Source organism: Microvirga splendida, assembly GCF_016427565.1.
Lineage (GTDB): Bacteria > Pseudomonadota > Alphaproteobacteria > Rhizobiales > Beijerinckiaceae > Microvirga > Microvirga splendida.
The window spans coordinates 1-16,883 of record NZ_JAELXT010000054.1; the positions used below are offsets into that span (position 1 = coordinate 1).

A 16,883-nucleotide genomic window follows, 5' to 3' on the forward strand; every position below is an offset into this window, starting at 1 on the left:
GCTCCTTGCGTGGCTCGAAACCCCACAGCTTACGAACAAGCGGGGCAGAAGCACGGCCGGACCATCCCATTACCGGAAGGACGCGCCAGCGGAGGGGACGGGAATCCACTCACACACACTGCCATGGATCCCCTTCCCTCGCTTCGCTCGCCGGGGATGACACCGGAGCCTCCCCTCTCCCGGGCGGGAGAGGGGCAGGGGTGAGGGCGTGGCGCTTGTCCAGTTTGGCGTCACCGTGTCCGCTGCAGCACGTCACCCGCAGCATCTTCTCCGGCATCGGCCTTCCCTCACCCCAGCCCTCTCCCACACGGGAGAGGGAGACGCGCCATGCTGGTTCCAGGCCCCGCCAGGTCGCATCCCCACCCTCGCTCGCAGATGAAGCAGGGAAGACCCGCGTCTTATCCTGCCCACGATCCCGGATCGCCGCTGCGCTGCGTCCGGGATGACGAGGTGGTGGTGACGAACGAGAGGCGGAGGCGCTTTGCCGTCCCGGCGTTTCATGCTCTATCGACGGGAGCAACAAAAACACCTCCCCATGGCTCGCCTCCGGTCCCCTCCCATTCCTGGCCTCATCGCCCTCCTGGCGGGGTTGAGCCTCGCTTCCCTGGCCATCGGCCCGGCGCCGATCTCAATTGTCGGGGCGGTCAAGGCCCTGGTGCTGGACCAGGGAGCGGCCAGCATCGTGGTGCGGGAGATCCGGCTGCCGCGCACCCTTCTCGCCCTTCTCATCGGCTGGGTCTTCGGCGTGTCGGGCGCGGCCCTGCAAGGATTGCTGCGCAACCCGCTCGCCGACACGGCGGTGTTCGGCGCGCCGCAGGCGGCGGCTCTCAGCGCGGTGCTGGTGATCTATTCCGGCCTCATCGGCACCCTGTCCTGGGCGTTGCCTTTCGCAGCCATCGCGGGCGCCCTCCTGTCCATCGCCCTCGTGGTGGCGGTGGCGGGGCGAAGCGCCACCATCGTGGTGCTGGTTCTCGCCGGCCTTGCGGTCGGGAGCCTCGCGGGCGCCGGCACGTCGCTGGCCATCAGCCTGTCGCCCAATCCGTTCGCGGTGGCGGAGATCGTGTTCTGGCTGCTCGGCTCCTTCGAGGACCGGTCCATGGTCCATGTGCTCCTTGCCGCCCCGTTCATTCTCGTCGCCTCGCTCCTGATCCTGAAGACCGCCTCGGGCCTGCGGGCGTTGGCGCTCGGGGAGGAGACGGCGCGCAGCCTCGGAACCGACGTGGCGCGGCTGCGCGGCCTCATCGTCGCGGGCGCCGCCATCGGCACGGGCGCCTCGGTTGCGGTCGCCGGGTCCATCGGCTTCGTCGGCCTCGTGGCGCCCCACCTGGTGCGTCCCTTCGTGGGCTACGATCCGGCCCGCACCCTCGTGCCCGCAGGCCTCGTGGGCGCAGCCCTGCTGCTGGCGGCGGATTGCACCGTCCGCCTCATCCCGTCCGGGGCCGAGGTCAAGGTCGGCGTGCTGACGGCGCTCATCGGCGTGCCGTTCTTCCTGTGGGTGATCGCGCGCCGCAGGGCCGAGCTGGTGGAGGCGCCCGCATGACGGGCCTGGAGATCCGCGCCCTTTCGGTCGATCTCGGGGCCCGCCGCGCGCTCCAGGGCATCGACCTCGCCCTGGAGCCCGGGCGTCTGACGGCGCTGATCGGCCCCAACGGCGCCGGCAAGACCACCCTGCTGCGGGCGATCGCCGGGCTGGCGAAGCCCAGCGCCGGGGAGATCACCTTGAACGGCGCGTCCGTCGCTCGGATGCGGGCTTCCGAGCGGGCGCGGGCCATCGCCTATCTGCCGCAGGGCGGCGGGGTGGCCTGGCCCCTGCCGGTCGAAAGCGTCGTCGCGCTCGGACGCCTGCCCCATGGCGAGAGGCCGGACCATCTCCCGGCGCAGGGCCGGGCAGCGGTGGAGGCGGCGCTTCTGTCCGTCGGGCTGGAGGGTTTCGAGAGCCGTCCCGCCACCGCCCTGTCCGGCGGCGAGCGCGCCCGCATGCTGCTCGCCCGCGCTCTCGCGACGCAGGCGCCGGTTCTGCTCGCCGACGAACCCGTCGCGGCGCTGGACCCGCGCCATCAGCTCATCGTGCTCGATGGGCTCAGGGCCCAGGCCCGGTCTGGGGCGACCGTGGTGGCGATCCTGCACGACCTGAACCTGGCGGCCCGCTTCGCCGACCGTATCGTCCTGCTCGATCAGGGAAAACTCGAAGCCTCGGGCCTGCCCGAGGCGGTGGTCACCGAGGCCCGCCTCGCCTCCAGTTTCGGCATCCGGGCGAGGGTCACGCGGGAGGAGGGAGGCCTTCTGGTGGTGGCCCAGGGTCCTCTGTCCGATGCGTGAGGGGCTTGCGCTGGAGGCATTGCTGGTGGGACAAAGTTACATTGACAAAGAGGTGAGCCCATCCGATACCCCGGGGCAGCAGACGGCAGGGCCATGAATCGGCAGGACTTCAAGAAAACTCTCATCATCGTGCATGATCTCGTGATGACGGGCGTGGCCGTCGTGGCGACGTTCTTCGTGCGCTTCGAGGGGACGTTTCTCAGCGAGCGGCTCGTTCACCTGCCGCTTTTCCTGCCGCCCTTCATCGCCTTCGCCGGCGTGGTGTACTGGTTCTCCCAGCTCTACCGCTCCAAGTGGCGGTTCGCCTCCCTGCCGGATCTCTTCAACATCTTCCGGGCCTCCGGCATCCTGGCCATGACCCTGCTGGTGGTGGACTACATTCTCGTCTCGCCGCAGTTGTTGGGAACCTTCTTCTTCGGCAAGATCTCGATCGCCCTCTACTGGCTGATCCAGATGTTCCTGCTGGGCGGACCAAGGCTCGCCTTCCGCTATCTGAAATACGCCCGGTCCCGGAACCACCTGCAGCGCGATGCCAGCACGCCGACCCTGCTGCTCGGGCGCATCAGCGACGTGGAGGTGATCCTGCGGGCCATCGAGGCGGGCACGGTCAAGAAGATCCAACCCAGGGGCATTCTCTCCTACCGGAGCGACGATCTCGGCCAGTCCATGCGCGGCATCCCGGTGCTGGGCACCTTCGACGACATGGATCAGGTCGTTCAGGACTTCCAGGAGCGGGGCATCCCCATCCGCCGGCTGCTGGCGACCCCGAGCGCGCTGACGCCGGAGGCGAACCCGGACATGCTGCTCGCCCGCGCGCGGCGCCTCGGCCTGCCGCTGGTGCGGGTGACGAGCCTCGGCGAGGGCATGCGCAACGCCGAGCTCGCGCCGCTCGAAATCGAGGACCTGCTCCTGCGCCCCACGGTGCAGATCGACCGGCAGCGGCTGGAGACCTTCATCCGCGGCAAGCGCGTGCTCGTCACGGGCGGTGGCGGCTCCATCGGGTCCGAGATCTGCACCCGCGCGGTGGCCTTCGGGGCGAGCGATCTTCTGATCCTGGAAAGCTCCGAGCCGTCCCTGCACCACATTCTCGAAAACCCGACGCTCCTGTCCAGCGACACCCGGGTGGACGGCGTCATCGCCGACGTGCGCGACCGGGAGCGGGTGCGCGAGGTGATGAGCGAGTTCCGGCCCGAGGTGGTGTTCCACGCCGCCGCCCTCAAGCACGTGCCCTATCTCGAGAAGAACTGGACCGAGGGCATCAAGACCAACGTCTTCGGCTCGGTGAACGTGGCCGACGCGGCCGTCGAGGCGGGCGCCGACACCATCGTGATGATCTCCACCGACAAGGCCATCGATCCGGTCTCCATGCTGGGCGCCACCAAGCGCTTCGCCGAGATGTACGGGCAGGCGCTGGATGCGGAGTTCATGGGCCGCAACGGCGCCACCCGCACCATCGCGGTGCGCTTCGGCAACGTGCTGGGCTCGGTCGGTTCCGTGGTGCCGAAGTTCAAGGCGCAGATCGCCCGCGGCGGCCCCGTCACGGTCACCCACCCGGACATGGTGCGCTACTTCATGACCACCCGCGAGGCGGCCGACCTGGTGCTGACCTCGGCGTCCCACGCGGAGGAAAGCCGGTCCCTGACGGAGCGCTCCAACGGGGATGAGCGCGCTTCGGTCTACGTGCTGAAGATGGGCCAGCCGGTTCGCATCTATGAGCTCGCCGAGCGCATGATCCGGCTCGCCGGCTACGAGCCGGGCGAGGACATCGAGATTGCCGTCACCGGGGCCCGCGCCGGCGAGCGCCTGCACGAGATCCTGTTCGCCCGCGAGGAGCCCCGCACGGAGATCGGCATCGACGGCGTCATGGCGGCCAAGCCCATCTTCGCCGATCGCCAGCGGGTCGAGGCTTGGCTCACGATGCTGGCCCGGGCCATCGCGGACGGCGACCGGGCGCTCGCCGAGCGGGTGTTCGAGGAGGCGATCCCGGAATTCAAGCGCCGGACGCCTGCCCCCCAGCTTGCCGCGCCAGTTCCGCAAGCGCGTCGCGCGTCGAACTGACCGGCTGCCAGCCCAAACTCCTCAAAGCTTCCGGGCTTGCCACCAGCGAACCCGCCAGACGCTGGTAGGCCTCGCCTTTCCCCGCCAGAGCCGCCCCTCCTTTGAGGATGAAGGACGGGACCGGGATCAGCCCCGGCGCGCGCGAGAGGCCCTTGCGCAGGGCCGCCACCATCTCGGGGATCGTCACCGGCTCCGGATCGGCCACGATGAAGGGGCGCCTCAAGGGCCCGTCCGCCTTCAGCACCGTGTCCACCGCCGCGGCCAGGTTGTCGAGGGAGAGAAGCGAGCGCCGGGCCTTAAGCCCGCCGAGCGGCAGGGGCCAGGGCGACTGCGCCAGGGCCAGCAGCGCGGCCATGTTGCCCTTCACGCCGGGGCCGTAGACCAGAACCGGGCGCAGGGCCGCCCAGTCGAGGCCGAGCTCCGCCAAGCCCCGCTCCGCCTCGAGCTTCGAGCGACCATAGGCATCCGTGGGCTTCGGCTCCATGGCCTCGGTCAGCACGCCCTCGGCCGAGGGACCGCTTTGGGCGCGGATCGACGAGAGGAAGACGAAGCGCTTCACGCCGGCCCGCTCGGCGGCCTGCGCGAGCTTCACCGTCGCCTCCGTGTTGATGCTGCGGTAATCGTCCTCCGGGCGGCCCGACATGGCGTGCGCCAGGCCCGCCGAGTGGATCACCATGTCCACGTCGCGCAGGGCCGCTGCCATGTTGTGCGGCGAGGCGATGTCGCCGATCACGGCGCTGGCGGCACCCGCCGGCACCTCGGACGGGCGGCGCAGCAGCACCCGGACGCGATAGCCGCGCTTGGGCAATTCGGTTAGAAGGTGGCGTCCGATGAAACCCGTCGAGCCGGTCAGGGCAATCAGGGGTGCGTTCATCGGGAAACCTCCAAGGGAATTTTTGGGCGTGGGGTGGAAAAGCGCCTGAGGACCAGGCCGACGAGGACGACCCCTGCGCCGAGAGCCGCAACCTGCACGGCGCCCGAGGGCCAGATCAGTGTCATAGCGGCGAGACCCGCCAGGACAAGGTTGAGCCCGAACACATGGGCGCTGACGCCGAGCGCCGAGAAGCCGTTATCGGTGGCCTTCTGGTAGAAATGGCTGCGATGCGCCTCCCACACTTTTTCACCGCGGCGTAAGCGGCGCAGCAGGGTGATGGTGGCGTCCATCAGGTAATAGAGCGGCAGCAGCAGAGCCGCCGCGAGGGCGCCGGTTCCGGCGAGCTGCAGCAGCATCCAGCCGACGAGAAGCCCGATGGGCAGCGAACCCACGTCGCCGAGAAAGAGCCGGGCGACGGGCTTGTTGAACGGCGCGAAGCCGAGGAGCGCGCCGCAGAGCGAGGCAGCCACAAACATGACCTCTGAGACGTTAGCCTCTTTGGGCAAGGATGCCACCGCAACAAAATACAAGGGAGCGATGAAGGCGGTGACCGGCACCATCTCGGCCACCGTGATCCAGTCGAGCCCGTCCATGAAGTTGACCAGGTTCACGAACCAGACGCCGCCAACGACGAGAAGTGCCTGCTCGACAGCCAGGGGAACGGACTCCGGCAGCACCCGCATATCGCTCGCCACCACGACTGCGGTTACCGCTGCAATCTGCAGCAGCAGACGCGGGATCGCGGGCAGGGGGCGGATGTCATCCACAGCGCCGACCAAGGCCAGCATGAGGGTGGCAACAATCACGACGGTGAACGAGGCTGGCAGAGCGTTGCCCGTGAGCAGGGCTGCGCCTGTGACAAGGAGGCATGCGCCGATCACCGCGATCCCACCGCCCTGCGGAGTCGGAATCTTGTGACTAGACCGCGCGTTGGGACGTGCCAGCGCATAACGGACGAGCAGCGGCTTCAGGATCAGGATCAGAAGAGCCGAAACAAGGGCGGATCCGAACAAGACCATGAGGTATATCATGGACAATAGGGGCTCGACGGGAACCATCTCAAGATCCGTGATAGTCGCGATACCACGCGACGAAGCGCCTGATGCCCTCCTCCAGGGCCGTGGCGGGCGCGAAGCCCACGTCGCGGCGCAGATCCGTGACGTCGGCGCGGGTCTCGAGCACGTCGCCCGGCGGCAGGGGTACGTCGACGCGGTTCGCCTGCTTGCCCAGCGCCCCCTCGATCAGGGCGATCAGCCGGTTCACCTCTTCGGGCGAGTCGTTGCCGATGTTGTAGACCCGGTGCGGCGCCGCGCTGGTGGCCGGGTCGGGGTTTTCCGCGTTCCAGGCCGGGTCGCCCGAGGGTGCGCGCTCGACCAACCGCACGATGCCTTCCACGATGTCGTCCACATAGGTGAAGTCGCGCCAGACCTGCCCGGCATTCGCCACCTGGATCTCGCGTCCTTGCGCGATGGCGTGGGTGAACTTGTACACCGCCATGTCGGGCCGGCCCCAGGGGCCGTAGACGGTGAAGAAGCGCAGGCCCGTGGAAGGCAGGCCGAAGAGCGAGGCGTAGGAATGCGCCATCATCTCGTTGGCCTTCTTGGTGGCGGCATAGAGGCTGATCGGGTGATCCGTGGTGTCGTGCTCGGAGAACGGCAGCTTGCGGTTGGCGCCGTAGACCGAACTCGACGAGGCGTAGACGAGGTGCTGCACCTCCTCGTGCCGGCAGGCCTCGAGCATGCTCATGAAGCCCATGAGGTTCGAGGCGGCATAGGGCTGCGGGTCGACGAAGCGCACGCCCGGCTGGGCGGCGAGATGGATCACCCGCTCGAAGCGGTGGTGCCGGAACAGGTCGCGGGTGGCTTGCTGGTCGGCGAGGTCCAGGCGCTCGCCGAGAAAGGTGTTGTGCGGGGTGAGCCTGGCGAAGCGGGCCTCTTTCAGGCCGACGTCGTAATAGGGCGTGAAGCTGTCGACGCCCACCACCTGGTGTCCGTCGGCCAGAAGCCTCCGCACCACGTGAAAACCGATGAACCCGGCCGCACCGGTGACGAGAATGGGAGAGGACATGAGGGTGCCCGCCTGATGAGAACGCGGGCACCTTAGAGCATCGTGCGGAAAAGTGGACCCGGTTTTTCCGGTCACACGATGCTCTCATCCAAGAAGGAAGCATCGGATTCGAACCCAAAGGTGCAAGTCCACTTTTGGGTTCGATGCTTTAGTGGATTTTTCAGCAAAAGGGAGACCATTCGCGGAGGATGCTCTGGCGAATGTCTCCCGGAGGCCGTCGGTGGCGTAGGCGATGTGCCGTAAAGGCCCGCCGGACGGGGCCGGCGGGCGCTCGCGAATGTCAGACGGCTCAGATCACGAAGAAGTCGTGATACTTGAGGGTGGTCTTGTTGGTGATGGTGGCGATCTTCACCTGGGCCTTCGAGCCGGTGCCGTCCTGGTCGTAGTAGAGCGCGCCGGTCTTCTTGTCGTAGACGATCCGGTCCTCGGCATCCTTGGCCTTCTTGCCTTCCACGAACATGTCGCTCTTGAACTTCTTGCCCTTGGACGAGCCGGAGCCCAGCTTGGTGAAGTATTTGTTGTCCAGGTGGATGCTGTCGTCCCGGCTCTTGAAGTCGTAGATCTTATCGACATTGGAGCGCTTGTTCGGCCGCGTGTCGAACACGAACACGTCCTTGCCCGTGCCGCCATAGACCTTGTCGTTGCCTGTGCCGCCAAAGAGCGTATCCGCCCCGGAACCGCCGTCGAGGAGGTCGTTGCCGGCATGGCCGTAGAGCTTGTCCTTGCCGCTCTCGCCGTAGAGCTTTTCGCTGCGGGAGCTGCCCTTGATCGTGTCTGCGCGGTTGAACCACAGACTTGCGCTGAAGATTTTGGAGGTGCTCGCCATGCCGTCGCTGACGCTGACGGTGAAGGACAGCGGCACCACGGAAGCCGGCGCATTCTCCGCATAGGGAGCCTTCACGAAGACCAGGTTCATGAGCGCGGCCTGCACCTGCGCGGGCGTGCCGCTGACGCTGTAGATGCCGGTCACAGGATTGTAGGTGCCGCCGCTCAGGCTCGAGGCCAGGAACGAGCCCCGGCTGGGATCGCTGATGCCCACCGTGAGCGTCAGGTTGTCCCCGTTCTGATCCGTCACGGTCACCTGGGAGAAGGGGGCGGCGGCCTCCGAGATCGTCGCGCTGGCGAGATTGCCCGCGATGCTGGGCGGAAGATTCCCACCGCCGCCGGGATTGTTCGCACTGCCGCCTGTGTCGGGGCCGTGATGGGGGAGCCATTTGGTGAAAGTCACAATATCCTGGGTATGATCGCCAACCTCATTCGCGACGGAGACGAAAACCTGCCGCTGGAAGTTATCGGGCAGCGTCTCCGACGTGTTCTGGTAGGTCAGCGCTCGAATGAACTGCTGGGCGACCCAAGGATCAACTACCGTGTAGTCGCCCTCTTCCGGTGTCGTCAGATCCGGGAACTGAATGTGAAAATTGTGGGTTCCGGATCCGCCAGGCATGACAATGGCCTGGACGCCACCGATCGTGATGCCGCTGCCGACAGGAAAGCCCGGCGAGGCAGTTACTCCGCTTCCCGGAGCGATGCCAAGGAAATCATGCTGCGGATCGGCGCTGAATACAGCAACCTGTATGTTGTAAATTCCATAGCCGCTGACGACCTGCGCATTGCCGTTCCAGTCCAGGCGCGTGGGCTCAGCGTCCTCAATGATCCTGGTGTAGTCGCCATCAAAACCCATCGTGAAAATGGTAGGAGTATTAGCCATGGTCATCCTCGCAAGAAGCCTTCGCATTGCCCGTTCGTCGGGACCTCATGGGGCTTACTATACGTTATAATGAGTCATTGACAATTCAGAGAGCCGTCCCGGAAGAGCTGAGCTGTGCGCCAGCACACGGTTTCGCTCTCTAGCTCGCGGGATCTGCTAACGCCCGATCAGCCCTCGTTCGCCCGTGCCAGGGCGGGCTCGGGGCACTCGACCGCCGCTTCGCCGTCGGAGGGCTCGAAGGCGAGGCTCTGGCGCTCGCGGGCCATGAAGGCGGTGGGCATCACGGCCTGCATCTCGGCCTCGGCGGCTTTCAGATAGGCGTCGTCATGGCCGGGATAGAGGTGGAAGATCGCGAGCGCCTTCACGCCGGCGGCCTTCGAGAGCTCCACGCCCTTCTGCCAGGTGGAATGGCCCCAGCCGCGGCAATAGGAATATTCGGCATCCGAGAACATGCCGTCGAAGATCATGAGGTCGGCGTCGCGCACGAAGGCGGCGAGGCCCGGATCAGGCCAGGGGTCGCTGTGCTCCACGTCGCTGATGTAGCAGACGCTGCGGCCCCGATGGCTCAGGCGAAACCCGGTGGCGCCGCCCGGATGGTTGAGAAGATGGGTGTCGATCCGGGTGCCGTCGTCGAAGGTGATCGGCTCGCCGGCCCTGAAGCCGTGATACTCGAACCGGGCCGGCAGCTGGCCGAGGCGCACCGGAAACAACGGCGGGGCGAAGAGCCTCCCCAAAGGCTCCATGGCGCTCTCGCCTTCTAGGTGCCCGCAATAGGTTCGGATCACGCGCTCCTTGGCAAGCAGCGCCGGCTTGAAGAAGGGCAGGCCGCTGATGTGGTCGAGATGGAGGTGGCTGAGGAGGATGTCGATCTTGTCGGGAGCGTTCTGGCCGAGCTCCATGCCCAGGGAAGACAGGCCGGTGCCCGCATCGAGGATGAAGAGGCGCTCGCCGCATCGGACCTCGACGCAGGGCGTGTGCGATCCGAACTCGACGAACTGAGGTCCGGACGCGCAGGTGGAGCCGCGTGTGCCCCAGAACCGGACCTGCAATGCGTCAGAGGATGCAACACGCCTTACCATGGCAGGATCATGATGTAACGAAAACCCCTCTTATGTGCGCTGGCGCACACGAACCGCGCTAAGCTGCCCCCGAGACGGACAGCCGGTCAAGAGCATCGGGCCCAAAAGTGGAAGCCACTTTTGGGATCCATTCGATGCTCCTGGTCTTAACCGGCGCATTCCGCGCAGGGCGAAAGATGTCACGCGCTCAGGGCCTGCAGGCGCCGGGTGCGGCGCTCCATCACCGGCTCGCCGCGCTCGAAATGGATAACCGCGTCGAAGGGCGGTTGATCCATGGCGGGCGAGATCTCGGGCGTCACGAGGATCAGGCCGCGGCCCACGAGCGCCCGGCGCAGGTTCATCACCAGCTTGTCGGCGGCCGGCCCCGGCAGGCCGTCGAGGGCCCGCTGCACCACCAGGATGCTCGGCCGGCGCACGAGGCCGCGCACCAGATCGACCGCGGCCAGCTCGGTCAGGGTCAGGTCGTCGCCCTGCGGGTCGATCGGCGTGTCGAGCCCGATGCGCGAGACCTCGCCGTCGAGGCCGCGCTGGGTCAGCACCCGGCGGGTCACCTCCTGCACCGCCTCGAGGGCGCCGGCCTGATCGGCCGCGATGCGTCCGAAGAGCAGGTTGTCCTGAATGCTCGCCGCCGCGCAGAACCGCGCCTCGTCGTAGAACTCGATGGACGATTTCAGGCTCACCGGCAGCATGCGGGCGAAATCGGCCCGGGCCACGAGGATGCGCTCCTCCAGGCCGGGCTCGAGGAGCCCCAGGCGATGCCGGCTCTCGTTGTAGCGAAGGGCCAGGCCGATGAGGCGCTCCTGGTCGCGGGAGGTCTGGTCGCTGCGCCGCTGCTCGTTCTTTCGGTCGACGAGATCCTGGAAGTAGGGCCGGTCCGCGGACGAGAAGAAGGAGAAGCGGTCGAAGAGCGGGGAACCGTCCGGGATCTCGGAGAAGATCTCGATCATGCTGGTGGCGATGGACAGCCCCATGCGGGCGAGCGGCTTGGTGAGCTCGTTGGCCTCCAGGATGGCGCGCACGAAGGGGTGGCCCGACAGGCTATCCTCCCGGAATGCATCACCGATGGGCTTCCCGAACAGCAGGTTCTCGCCGATCGTGGCGTAGCGGTTATAGCGCGTGGCGCTGAAGGGATCGACGAAGCGGTCGAGGTTCTCGGCGGCGAGCGCCGCTTCGACGAAGCGACGCGCCGCCACCACGGCCTCGGCGAATTTCGGCTCTCTGGCGGGATCGATGGTGCCGGAGAGGCCGCGGGCATGGGTCAGGCGGTCGAGCCCGGCGATGGCGATGGCCTCGGAGAGGCGGTGGTCGCGCTCGCCCGCCGGTGCCGAGCAGCCATAGAGCAGGTTGTCCTTCAGGCTGCCCTCGATCAGCACCGTCTGCCCTGTGAAGGCGATGCGCTGGCTGCGCTCCACGGGACTGGCTGCGGCGAGATCCACGCCGCCATAGGTGAGGCGGCCCATGGAGGGCGGCAGCTGGCCGCTCATGAGGGCGGCGAGAAGCCTCGGGCCCGCATCGCCGTCGCCCACCAGGGCCACATGGGACGGGAAGGCGAGGGTGAGGTTGACGGACGAAACGCGCGCGCCGCTCGCCGGATCGTAGGCGGAGACTCCTTCAGCCACGAGGGCGCCGTTCTCCGGCAGCGCGGCCTTTCCTTTGAGAGCGGCGCGCAGCTTCAGCGGCGCCAGGCCCTTGCCGAGATCGATGAGCAGTGCCCTGGCCCGCATGATCAGCCGGTGCCACTGCACCACCTCGCGCGTGCCGTAGGCGGCGAGCGCCGCCGCGAGCACGCTGGCCGCGACCGTGCCGGCGCTCAGCGGGCGAACCTGCGAGAACCAGGCCCCGAGGGCCAGCACCGCCAGGGGGGCGATCATGAGCATGGCCGCGGAGGCGGCCTCCAGGACGGCCAGGCGGTACTCCTCCCGCATCACGGGACGATGGCCGCCGATCAGGGCCTGGCGCACCCGGTCGCGCTCGTAGGGGGCGGTGCCATGCGCGCGCAGGGCCGGAAGGCGCTGCTCGAGACCGGCGAACACCCCTTCGGCCTCGTCGCCCTCCCGGTGGCGGGCCGCGGCGGCGTCGAAGCGCAGGAGCGCCCGGCGCGCGCTCACGACCATGGCCAGCGCCAGGGTCACGGCCAGAACCGCGCCGAGATACCAGTCCATGACGAACACATAGACGCAGGCCAGCCCGATCATGCCGCCGAGCTTCACCGGGACCAGGAGGCTCGCTCCCAGCACGCCGTTCTCGCGGGCGAGCCCCCGGGAGGCGAGCGTCGAGATCATGGCGATCTCATCGTGGGACGCGGAGGGCACTTTCAGGATGATGTCGAGGGCCGCCGACTGGGCCCGCGTCAGCATGTTGAGGCCGATACCGGCCGCCACCCATTCGAGCGCCGCCAGGATCAGGCCGAGCGCCAGGGGGACGAGCAGCACGCCGGCCACGGCGGCAAGCGCAAAGGTCGCGGAATCGAGGGCGAAGCCGGGAAACAGCACCAGGGAGCCGGGCCACAGGTCGGCCGGTGGGGTGAGGGCGATCCGCAGGAAGCTGGCCGGGGCATTCCACGCCTCGGGGCCGCCGGTCGCCCGGTCGACGAGCTGCCGGACCAGGTCGAGGCCGATCAGGATCAGGAAGCCGGCCAGCGCCAGAAGCCCGAAGCCCGCAACGTGGCGGGCGGGCGAGGTTTTCCAGGCCAGGCGCAGCGGGTCGCGCTCGATGACAGCTCCCAAGGGCAGCTCCAATGATCGTTCGGGTTCGGTGACGTTAGCGGAACCTAGAACATCGGACCCGCAAGTGGAAACCACTTTTGGGATTCGTCCGATGCTTCATCCTCTAAGTAGCGCGTCGGGCCGGTTGGAAAACCGGGGTGCGCTTTTCAGCGGCGCGGCCCTTCGGCTGCCCAGGCCGCGCCGGAGCCTCTTTGCGTGTGCGGGTTTCGGTACCGGCGCCGATTTGCCCTCTCGCCTCGCCGCGCTTCAACGCTATGTCCCCTGTCTTGTCTATGTCGCCTTTCTTGGCGGCCTGCCACGGAGGATCGGTGAGCCCGCCCATGACGTCCCCCTTGCCGTCCCCCTTGCCGATCGATCCGGTTTTCCAGCTCGTTCTCGAGGTTCCGGCGCGCGCGCCCTGCCCGGACCTGCCGCACCGCCTCACGGATCTGTTCCGGGAGCTTGCCATGGAGGAGCCGCCCCGGCCCGTGGAGGAGATCGAGGACCAGATCTGGGCCCTGTGGAGCTCGCACGAGGACCGGATCGCCGAGGAGACCATGGCGGCGGCCGTGGAGGCCCTGGGCTCGGGGGAGCTCAAGAAGGCCAAGCCCCTGCTCGACCATCTGGTCGCCATGTGCCCGGGCTGGCCGGAGGCCTGGAACAAGCGCGCGACGCTCGCCTCCATCGAGAAGCGCGATGCGGACAGCCTGCTCGACATCGCCCAGACCCTGCGCCTCGAGCCGCGCCATTTCGGCGCCATCGCCGGCTTCGGCAATCTCTGCCTGCGTCACGGCCACCTCAACGAGGCCCGCGCGGCCTTCCAGATCGCGCTCGGAATCAATCCGCACATGGAGGATCTGCGCGACATGCTGGAGAACCTCTCGCCCCACCACCTGATGCTGCACTAAAGCCTCGGACCCAAAAGTGGACTTGCACTTTTGGGATCGAATCCGGTGCTTTCTTCTTGAGTGAGAGCATCGTGTGGCCCGGACCCTGCGGGCCGCGCTAGCGACAACCGGATCCACTTTTCCGCACGATGCTCTAGACGTTCCTGCCGCCGGCCTCGGACCCGGCCGCAGGGAGAACGGTTGTCTCGGCACGGATCCGGGAGACCATGGATGACGGATGAGACTCAACCTACGGAGGGGGCGCCGAGCGAGGACGAGCGCTGGAACGCCCTCGCCGAACTCGACGATTGGCTGCGGACCCCGATGCTGGTGCTCAGCTTCCTGTGGCTCCTGCTCGTGGTGGTCGAGCTGATCTGGGGCACCTTCGACGCGCTGGAGACCTTCGGCACCGCGATCTGGATTGCCTTCATCGCCGAATTCGTAGTCCGCTTCGCGCTCGCGCCCGAAAAGATCGCCTTCCTGCGTGCAAACTGGCTCACGATCATTGCCCTCGCGGTCCCGGCTTTCCGGCTCTTTCGCGCCTTCCGGGTCCTGCGCGCGGCGCGGGCCGCGCGCGGCCTTCGGCTGGTGCGCATCGTCGGCACCGCCAACAGGGGCATGAACGCCCTGCGGGCGAGCCTGAGCCGGCGCGGGCTGGGCTACGTCACGGGCCTGACCGTGCTGGTCGCGCTGCTGGGCGCCGGGGGAATGCTCGCCTTCGAGCCCGCCTCGCAGGTGGACGGCGGGTTCGAGAGCTATCCCGATGCCCTGTGGTGGACCGGGATGCTGCTCGCCACCATGGGGTCCGAGTTCTGGCCGAAGACCCCGGAGGGGCGCATCCTGTGCTTCCTGCTCGCGCTCTACGGCTTTGCCGTGTTCGGCTACATCACGGCGAGCTTCGCGTCCTTCTTCGTCGGGCGCGATGCGGCGTCGGACCAGGGCGAGGTGGCGGGGGCAAAGGAGATCGCCGCGCTGCGCAGCGAGATAGCGGCCCTGCGCCGGGACCTTCGGCAGGAACGGGAGGTCCCCGGCGCCCCGCCGCCATGATCAGGAGCGGCGCCGCGACGGCGGCCTGCCCTCCGGGCGCGAGCGGTCGGCCTCGCCCTCGACCACGACCTCGTTGAGGTGGCGCGGCGCGGGCGGCTCGTCTCCAGCCGGCCAGCCCTCCCGCTGACGGCGGCGGTCGCCGTCCGCCTCGTCGGTCTGGTCGTGCAGAAGAACCACGTTGGTGGAGAAGGGCAGATCGATCTCGGCCTCGGTCAGGGCCCGCTTCATCGCCCGGACCACGCGGCCCTGGGTGCGCACCACCTCGGAACGCTTGGAATGGGTCCACCAGCGGACACGGATGTTGATGGACGAGCTGGCGATCTCCCAGGCGAAGGCCTCCGGCGCCGGGTCCTCGGCCACGCCCTCGACGTTGCGGATCGCCGCGAGGATGACGTCGCAGGCATGGTCGATGTCGTCGCTGTACCCGATGCCCACGTCGTACTGGCTGCGGCGCAGCGGGAAGGCGGTGTTGACCGTCACGGCATCGGTGTAGACGGCGCTGTTGGGAATGATCACGCGGCACCCGTCATAGGTCTTGATCAGGGTCGCGCGCGCCTCGATGTGCTCGACCGTGCCCTCATGCGTGCCGACGACGATCTGGTCGCCGGGCCGGAAGGGCTGGCGCAGCAGGATCAGCAGGCCCGCGAGCCAGTTCTGCAGGATGTCCTTGAAGGCGAAGCCGATGGCGATGGAGCCGATGCCGAGGGTCGAGAGCAGGTTCGCCGGGCTTACCGACGGGAACACGATGGTGGCGACCACCAGGAGGCCGAGTCCGATGATCGCCCAGCGCACGGCGCCCGCCAGCATGACGGCGAGGTCGGGCCGGGCCCGCCGCTTGAACACCCGCAGCACGGCCCGGCGCGCGAGGCTTGCGGCGATCAGGAAGAGGCCGCCGACCACGAGGGCGATGCCGAGGTTGGGAAGGATCCACCAGAAGCCCGCGATGTAACCCTCGATGCGCTCCAGGGTGATTGTGGTGTCGGCTTGCAAGCGGGCCTCCGCATCGGTGAACGATCCGGGCGAACGTGGCGGCGGCGCAATCGGTTCCTGGCGGCGCCGTTGGCCGGTCGATGCGCCGCACGGCGTCGCGTGGTTCCATCGCCTGCCGGCATGCCAGCCCCCCGCTCCCGGCATTTGCAACTTTGCCCATGGCCGAGCTATCCAGCTTCATGGCCCTGCGCGATTTCTTCCTGATGTTTCTCGTCTGCTTCCTGTGGGCGGCCCATACCATTGTCAGCAAGATCGTCGTGTCGGGCATGGAGATCCCGCCGCTGTTCTATGCGGCCGTGCGCTTCGGCATCGTGGCGGTGCTCGCTCTTCCCTGGCTGCTCCCGGCGCCGCGGCCGCGATGGCGCATGCTCCTGGTCGGGTTCCTGATGGGCGGCGGCGGCTTCGCGTTGTTCTTCCTCGGCATCAGGACGGCGAGCCCGTCGAGTGCTGCGGTGGTGAGCCAGCTCGGCCTGCCGATCACCACGCTCCTGTCCGTTGTCATGCTGGGCGAGCGGATCTACTGGCGGCGGGGCTTGGGCATTGCGCTGACCTTCATCGGCGGCGTGCTCGTGATGTGGGACCCCAGCGCCGGTTTCCCGCTCTCGGTCGGCCTCGTGCTGATCCTGGCCTCCGCCGCGGTCGGCTCGCTCGCTTCCGTGATGATGAAGCAGATCAAGGGCGTGAGGCCGATCCAGTTCCAGGCGTGGATCGGCTTGGCGTCCGTGGCGCCCATGATCCTCCTGACGACCACCCTCGAGACCGGTCAGGTGGACAAGGCGCTGGCCGCCGGCTGGGGCTTCGTGGCGGCGCTTCTGTTTTCCGCCCTCGTCGTGTCGCTGATCGCCCACACGATCTATTACGGCCTGATCGGGAAATATCCCGCCAACCTGATCGCCCCTCTGCTGATCATGAACCCGCTGCTGACGGTGGCCATGGGCATTCTCGTGACGGGCGACCGGTTCGACGCCCGCATGGCGCTCGGAACGGGCCTTGCCCTGTGCGGCGTTCTCATCATCGCGTTGAGGCGCAACCACGTCATGCCGCTGGCGTCCGTGCTGTGGGGCCGCTTCCGCTAAGTACAGCGTCGGAACTCATGTGGGATGTGCACCGATGATAGTGCGCACTCTGTCCGGGCTGTGGTTGCAGCGG

General features: G+C 67.7%; 13 protein-coding genes. 6 read left to right on the forward strand and 7 right to left on the reverse strand.

Annotated features, from left to right (window positions below):
• The first annotated feature begins 535 nt into the window (after positions 1-535).
• From JAO75_RS24165 to JAO75_RS24175, 3 genes are all read left to right on the forward strand, one after another.
• Positions 536-1,540: a FecCD family ABC transporter permease gene (locus tag JAO75_RS24165; protein ID WP_199051762.1), complete on the forward strand. Its 1,005-nt coding sequence runs from the start codon at positions 536-538 to the stop codon at positions 1,538-1,540.
• Positions 1,537-2,319: an ABC transporter ATP-binding protein gene (locus JAO75_RS24170; RefSeq protein ID WP_199051763.1), complete on the forward strand. Its 783-nt coding sequence runs from the start codon at positions 1,537-1,539 to the stop codon at positions 2,317-2,319. Before JAO75_RS24165 ends, JAO75_RS24170 begins: the two co-directional genes overlap by 4 nt.
• Before the next feature lie 93 nt (positions 2,320-2,412).
• Positions 2,413-4,377, forward strand: coding sequence for a nucleoside-diphosphate sugar epimerase/dehydratase (locus JAO75_RS24175; RefSeq protein WP_199051764.1), 1,965 nt, complete (start codon positions 2,413-2,415; stop codon positions 4,375-4,377).
• Here JAO75_RS24175 and JAO75_RS24180 read toward each other — a convergent pair.
• From JAO75_RS24180 to JAO75_RS24205, 6 genes are all read right to left on the reverse strand, one after another.
• A complete protein-coding gene (locus tag JAO75_RS24180; protein ID WP_199051765.1) occupies positions 4,310-5,251 on the reverse strand; it encodes an NAD-dependent epimerase/dehydratase family protein in 942 nt (313 codons plus the stop codon). The genes JAO75_RS24175 and JAO75_RS24180 overlap by 68 nt on opposite strands.
• The gene (locus JAO75_RS24185; protein WP_246742703.1) at positions 5,248-6,270 is read right to left on the reverse strand and encodes an MraY family glycosyltransferase; all 1,023 of its coding nucleotides are present in this window, start codon (positions 6,268-6,270) and stop codon (positions 5,248-5,250) included. The genes JAO75_RS24180 and JAO75_RS24185 overlap by 4 nt, the downstream gene beginning before the upstream one ends.
• A gap of 40 nt (positions 6,271-6,310) precedes the next feature.
• Positions 6,311-7,318, reverse strand: coding sequence for an NAD-dependent epimerase/dehydratase family protein (locus JAO75_RS24190; protein ID WP_199051767.1), 1,008 nt, complete (start codon positions 7,316-7,318; stop codon positions 6,311-6,313).
• A gap of 289 nt (positions 7,319-7,607) precedes the next feature.
• Positions 7,608-9,026: a M10 family metallopeptidase C-terminal domain-containing protein gene (locus tag JAO75_RS24195; protein ID WP_199051768.1), complete on the reverse strand. Its 1,419-nt coding sequence runs from the start codon at positions 9,024-9,026 to the stop codon at positions 7,608-7,610.
• Between the two features lie 167 nt (positions 9,027-9,193).
• Complete coding sequence (locus tag JAO75_RS24200) at positions 9,194-10,105, reverse strand: MBL fold metallo-hydrolase (RefSeq protein WP_199051769.1); 912 nt, start codon at positions 10,103-10,105, stop codon at positions 9,194-9,196.
• Positions 10,106-10,284: 179 nt separating this feature from the next.
• Positions 10,285-12,831 (reverse strand): ABC transporter ATP-binding protein, encoded by a 2,547-nt coding sequence (locus tag JAO75_RS24205; RefSeq protein ID WP_199051770.1) that lies wholly within the window; start codon positions 12,829-12,831, stop codon positions 10,285-10,287.
• Between the two features lie 320 nt (positions 12,832-13,151).
• Between JAO75_RS24205 and JAO75_RS24210 the strand changes: the two genes are divergently transcribed.
• Positions 13,152-13,718 (forward strand): tetratricopeptide repeat protein, encoded by a 567-nt coding sequence (locus JAO75_RS24210; protein ID WP_199051771.1) that lies wholly within the window; start codon positions 13,152-13,154, stop codon positions 13,716-13,718.
• Between the two features lie 210 nt (positions 13,719-13,928).
• Positions 13,929-14,744 carry a potassium channel family protein gene (locus JAO75_RS24215; protein WP_199051772.1) on the forward strand — a complete coding sequence of 272 codons (816 nt, stop codon included), beginning with the start codon at positions 13,929-13,931 and terminating at the stop codon, positions 14,742-14,744.
• Here the strand turns inward: JAO75_RS24215 and JAO75_RS24220 are convergent, their stop codons facing one another.
• Complete coding sequence (locus JAO75_RS24220) at positions 14,745-15,734, reverse strand: mechanosensitive ion channel family protein (protein WP_199051773.1); 990 nt, start codon at positions 15,732-15,734, stop codon at positions 14,745-14,747.
• Positions 15,735-15,892: 158 nt separating this feature from the next.
• On the opposite strand from JAO75_RS24220, the gene JAO75_RS24225 reads away from it, so the two are divergent.
• Complete coding sequence (locus tag JAO75_RS24225; protein WP_246742704.1) at positions 15,893-16,810, forward strand: DMT family transporter; 918 nt, start codon at positions 15,893-15,895, stop codon at positions 16,808-16,810.
• Positions 16,811-16,883 lie beyond the last annotated feature (73 nt).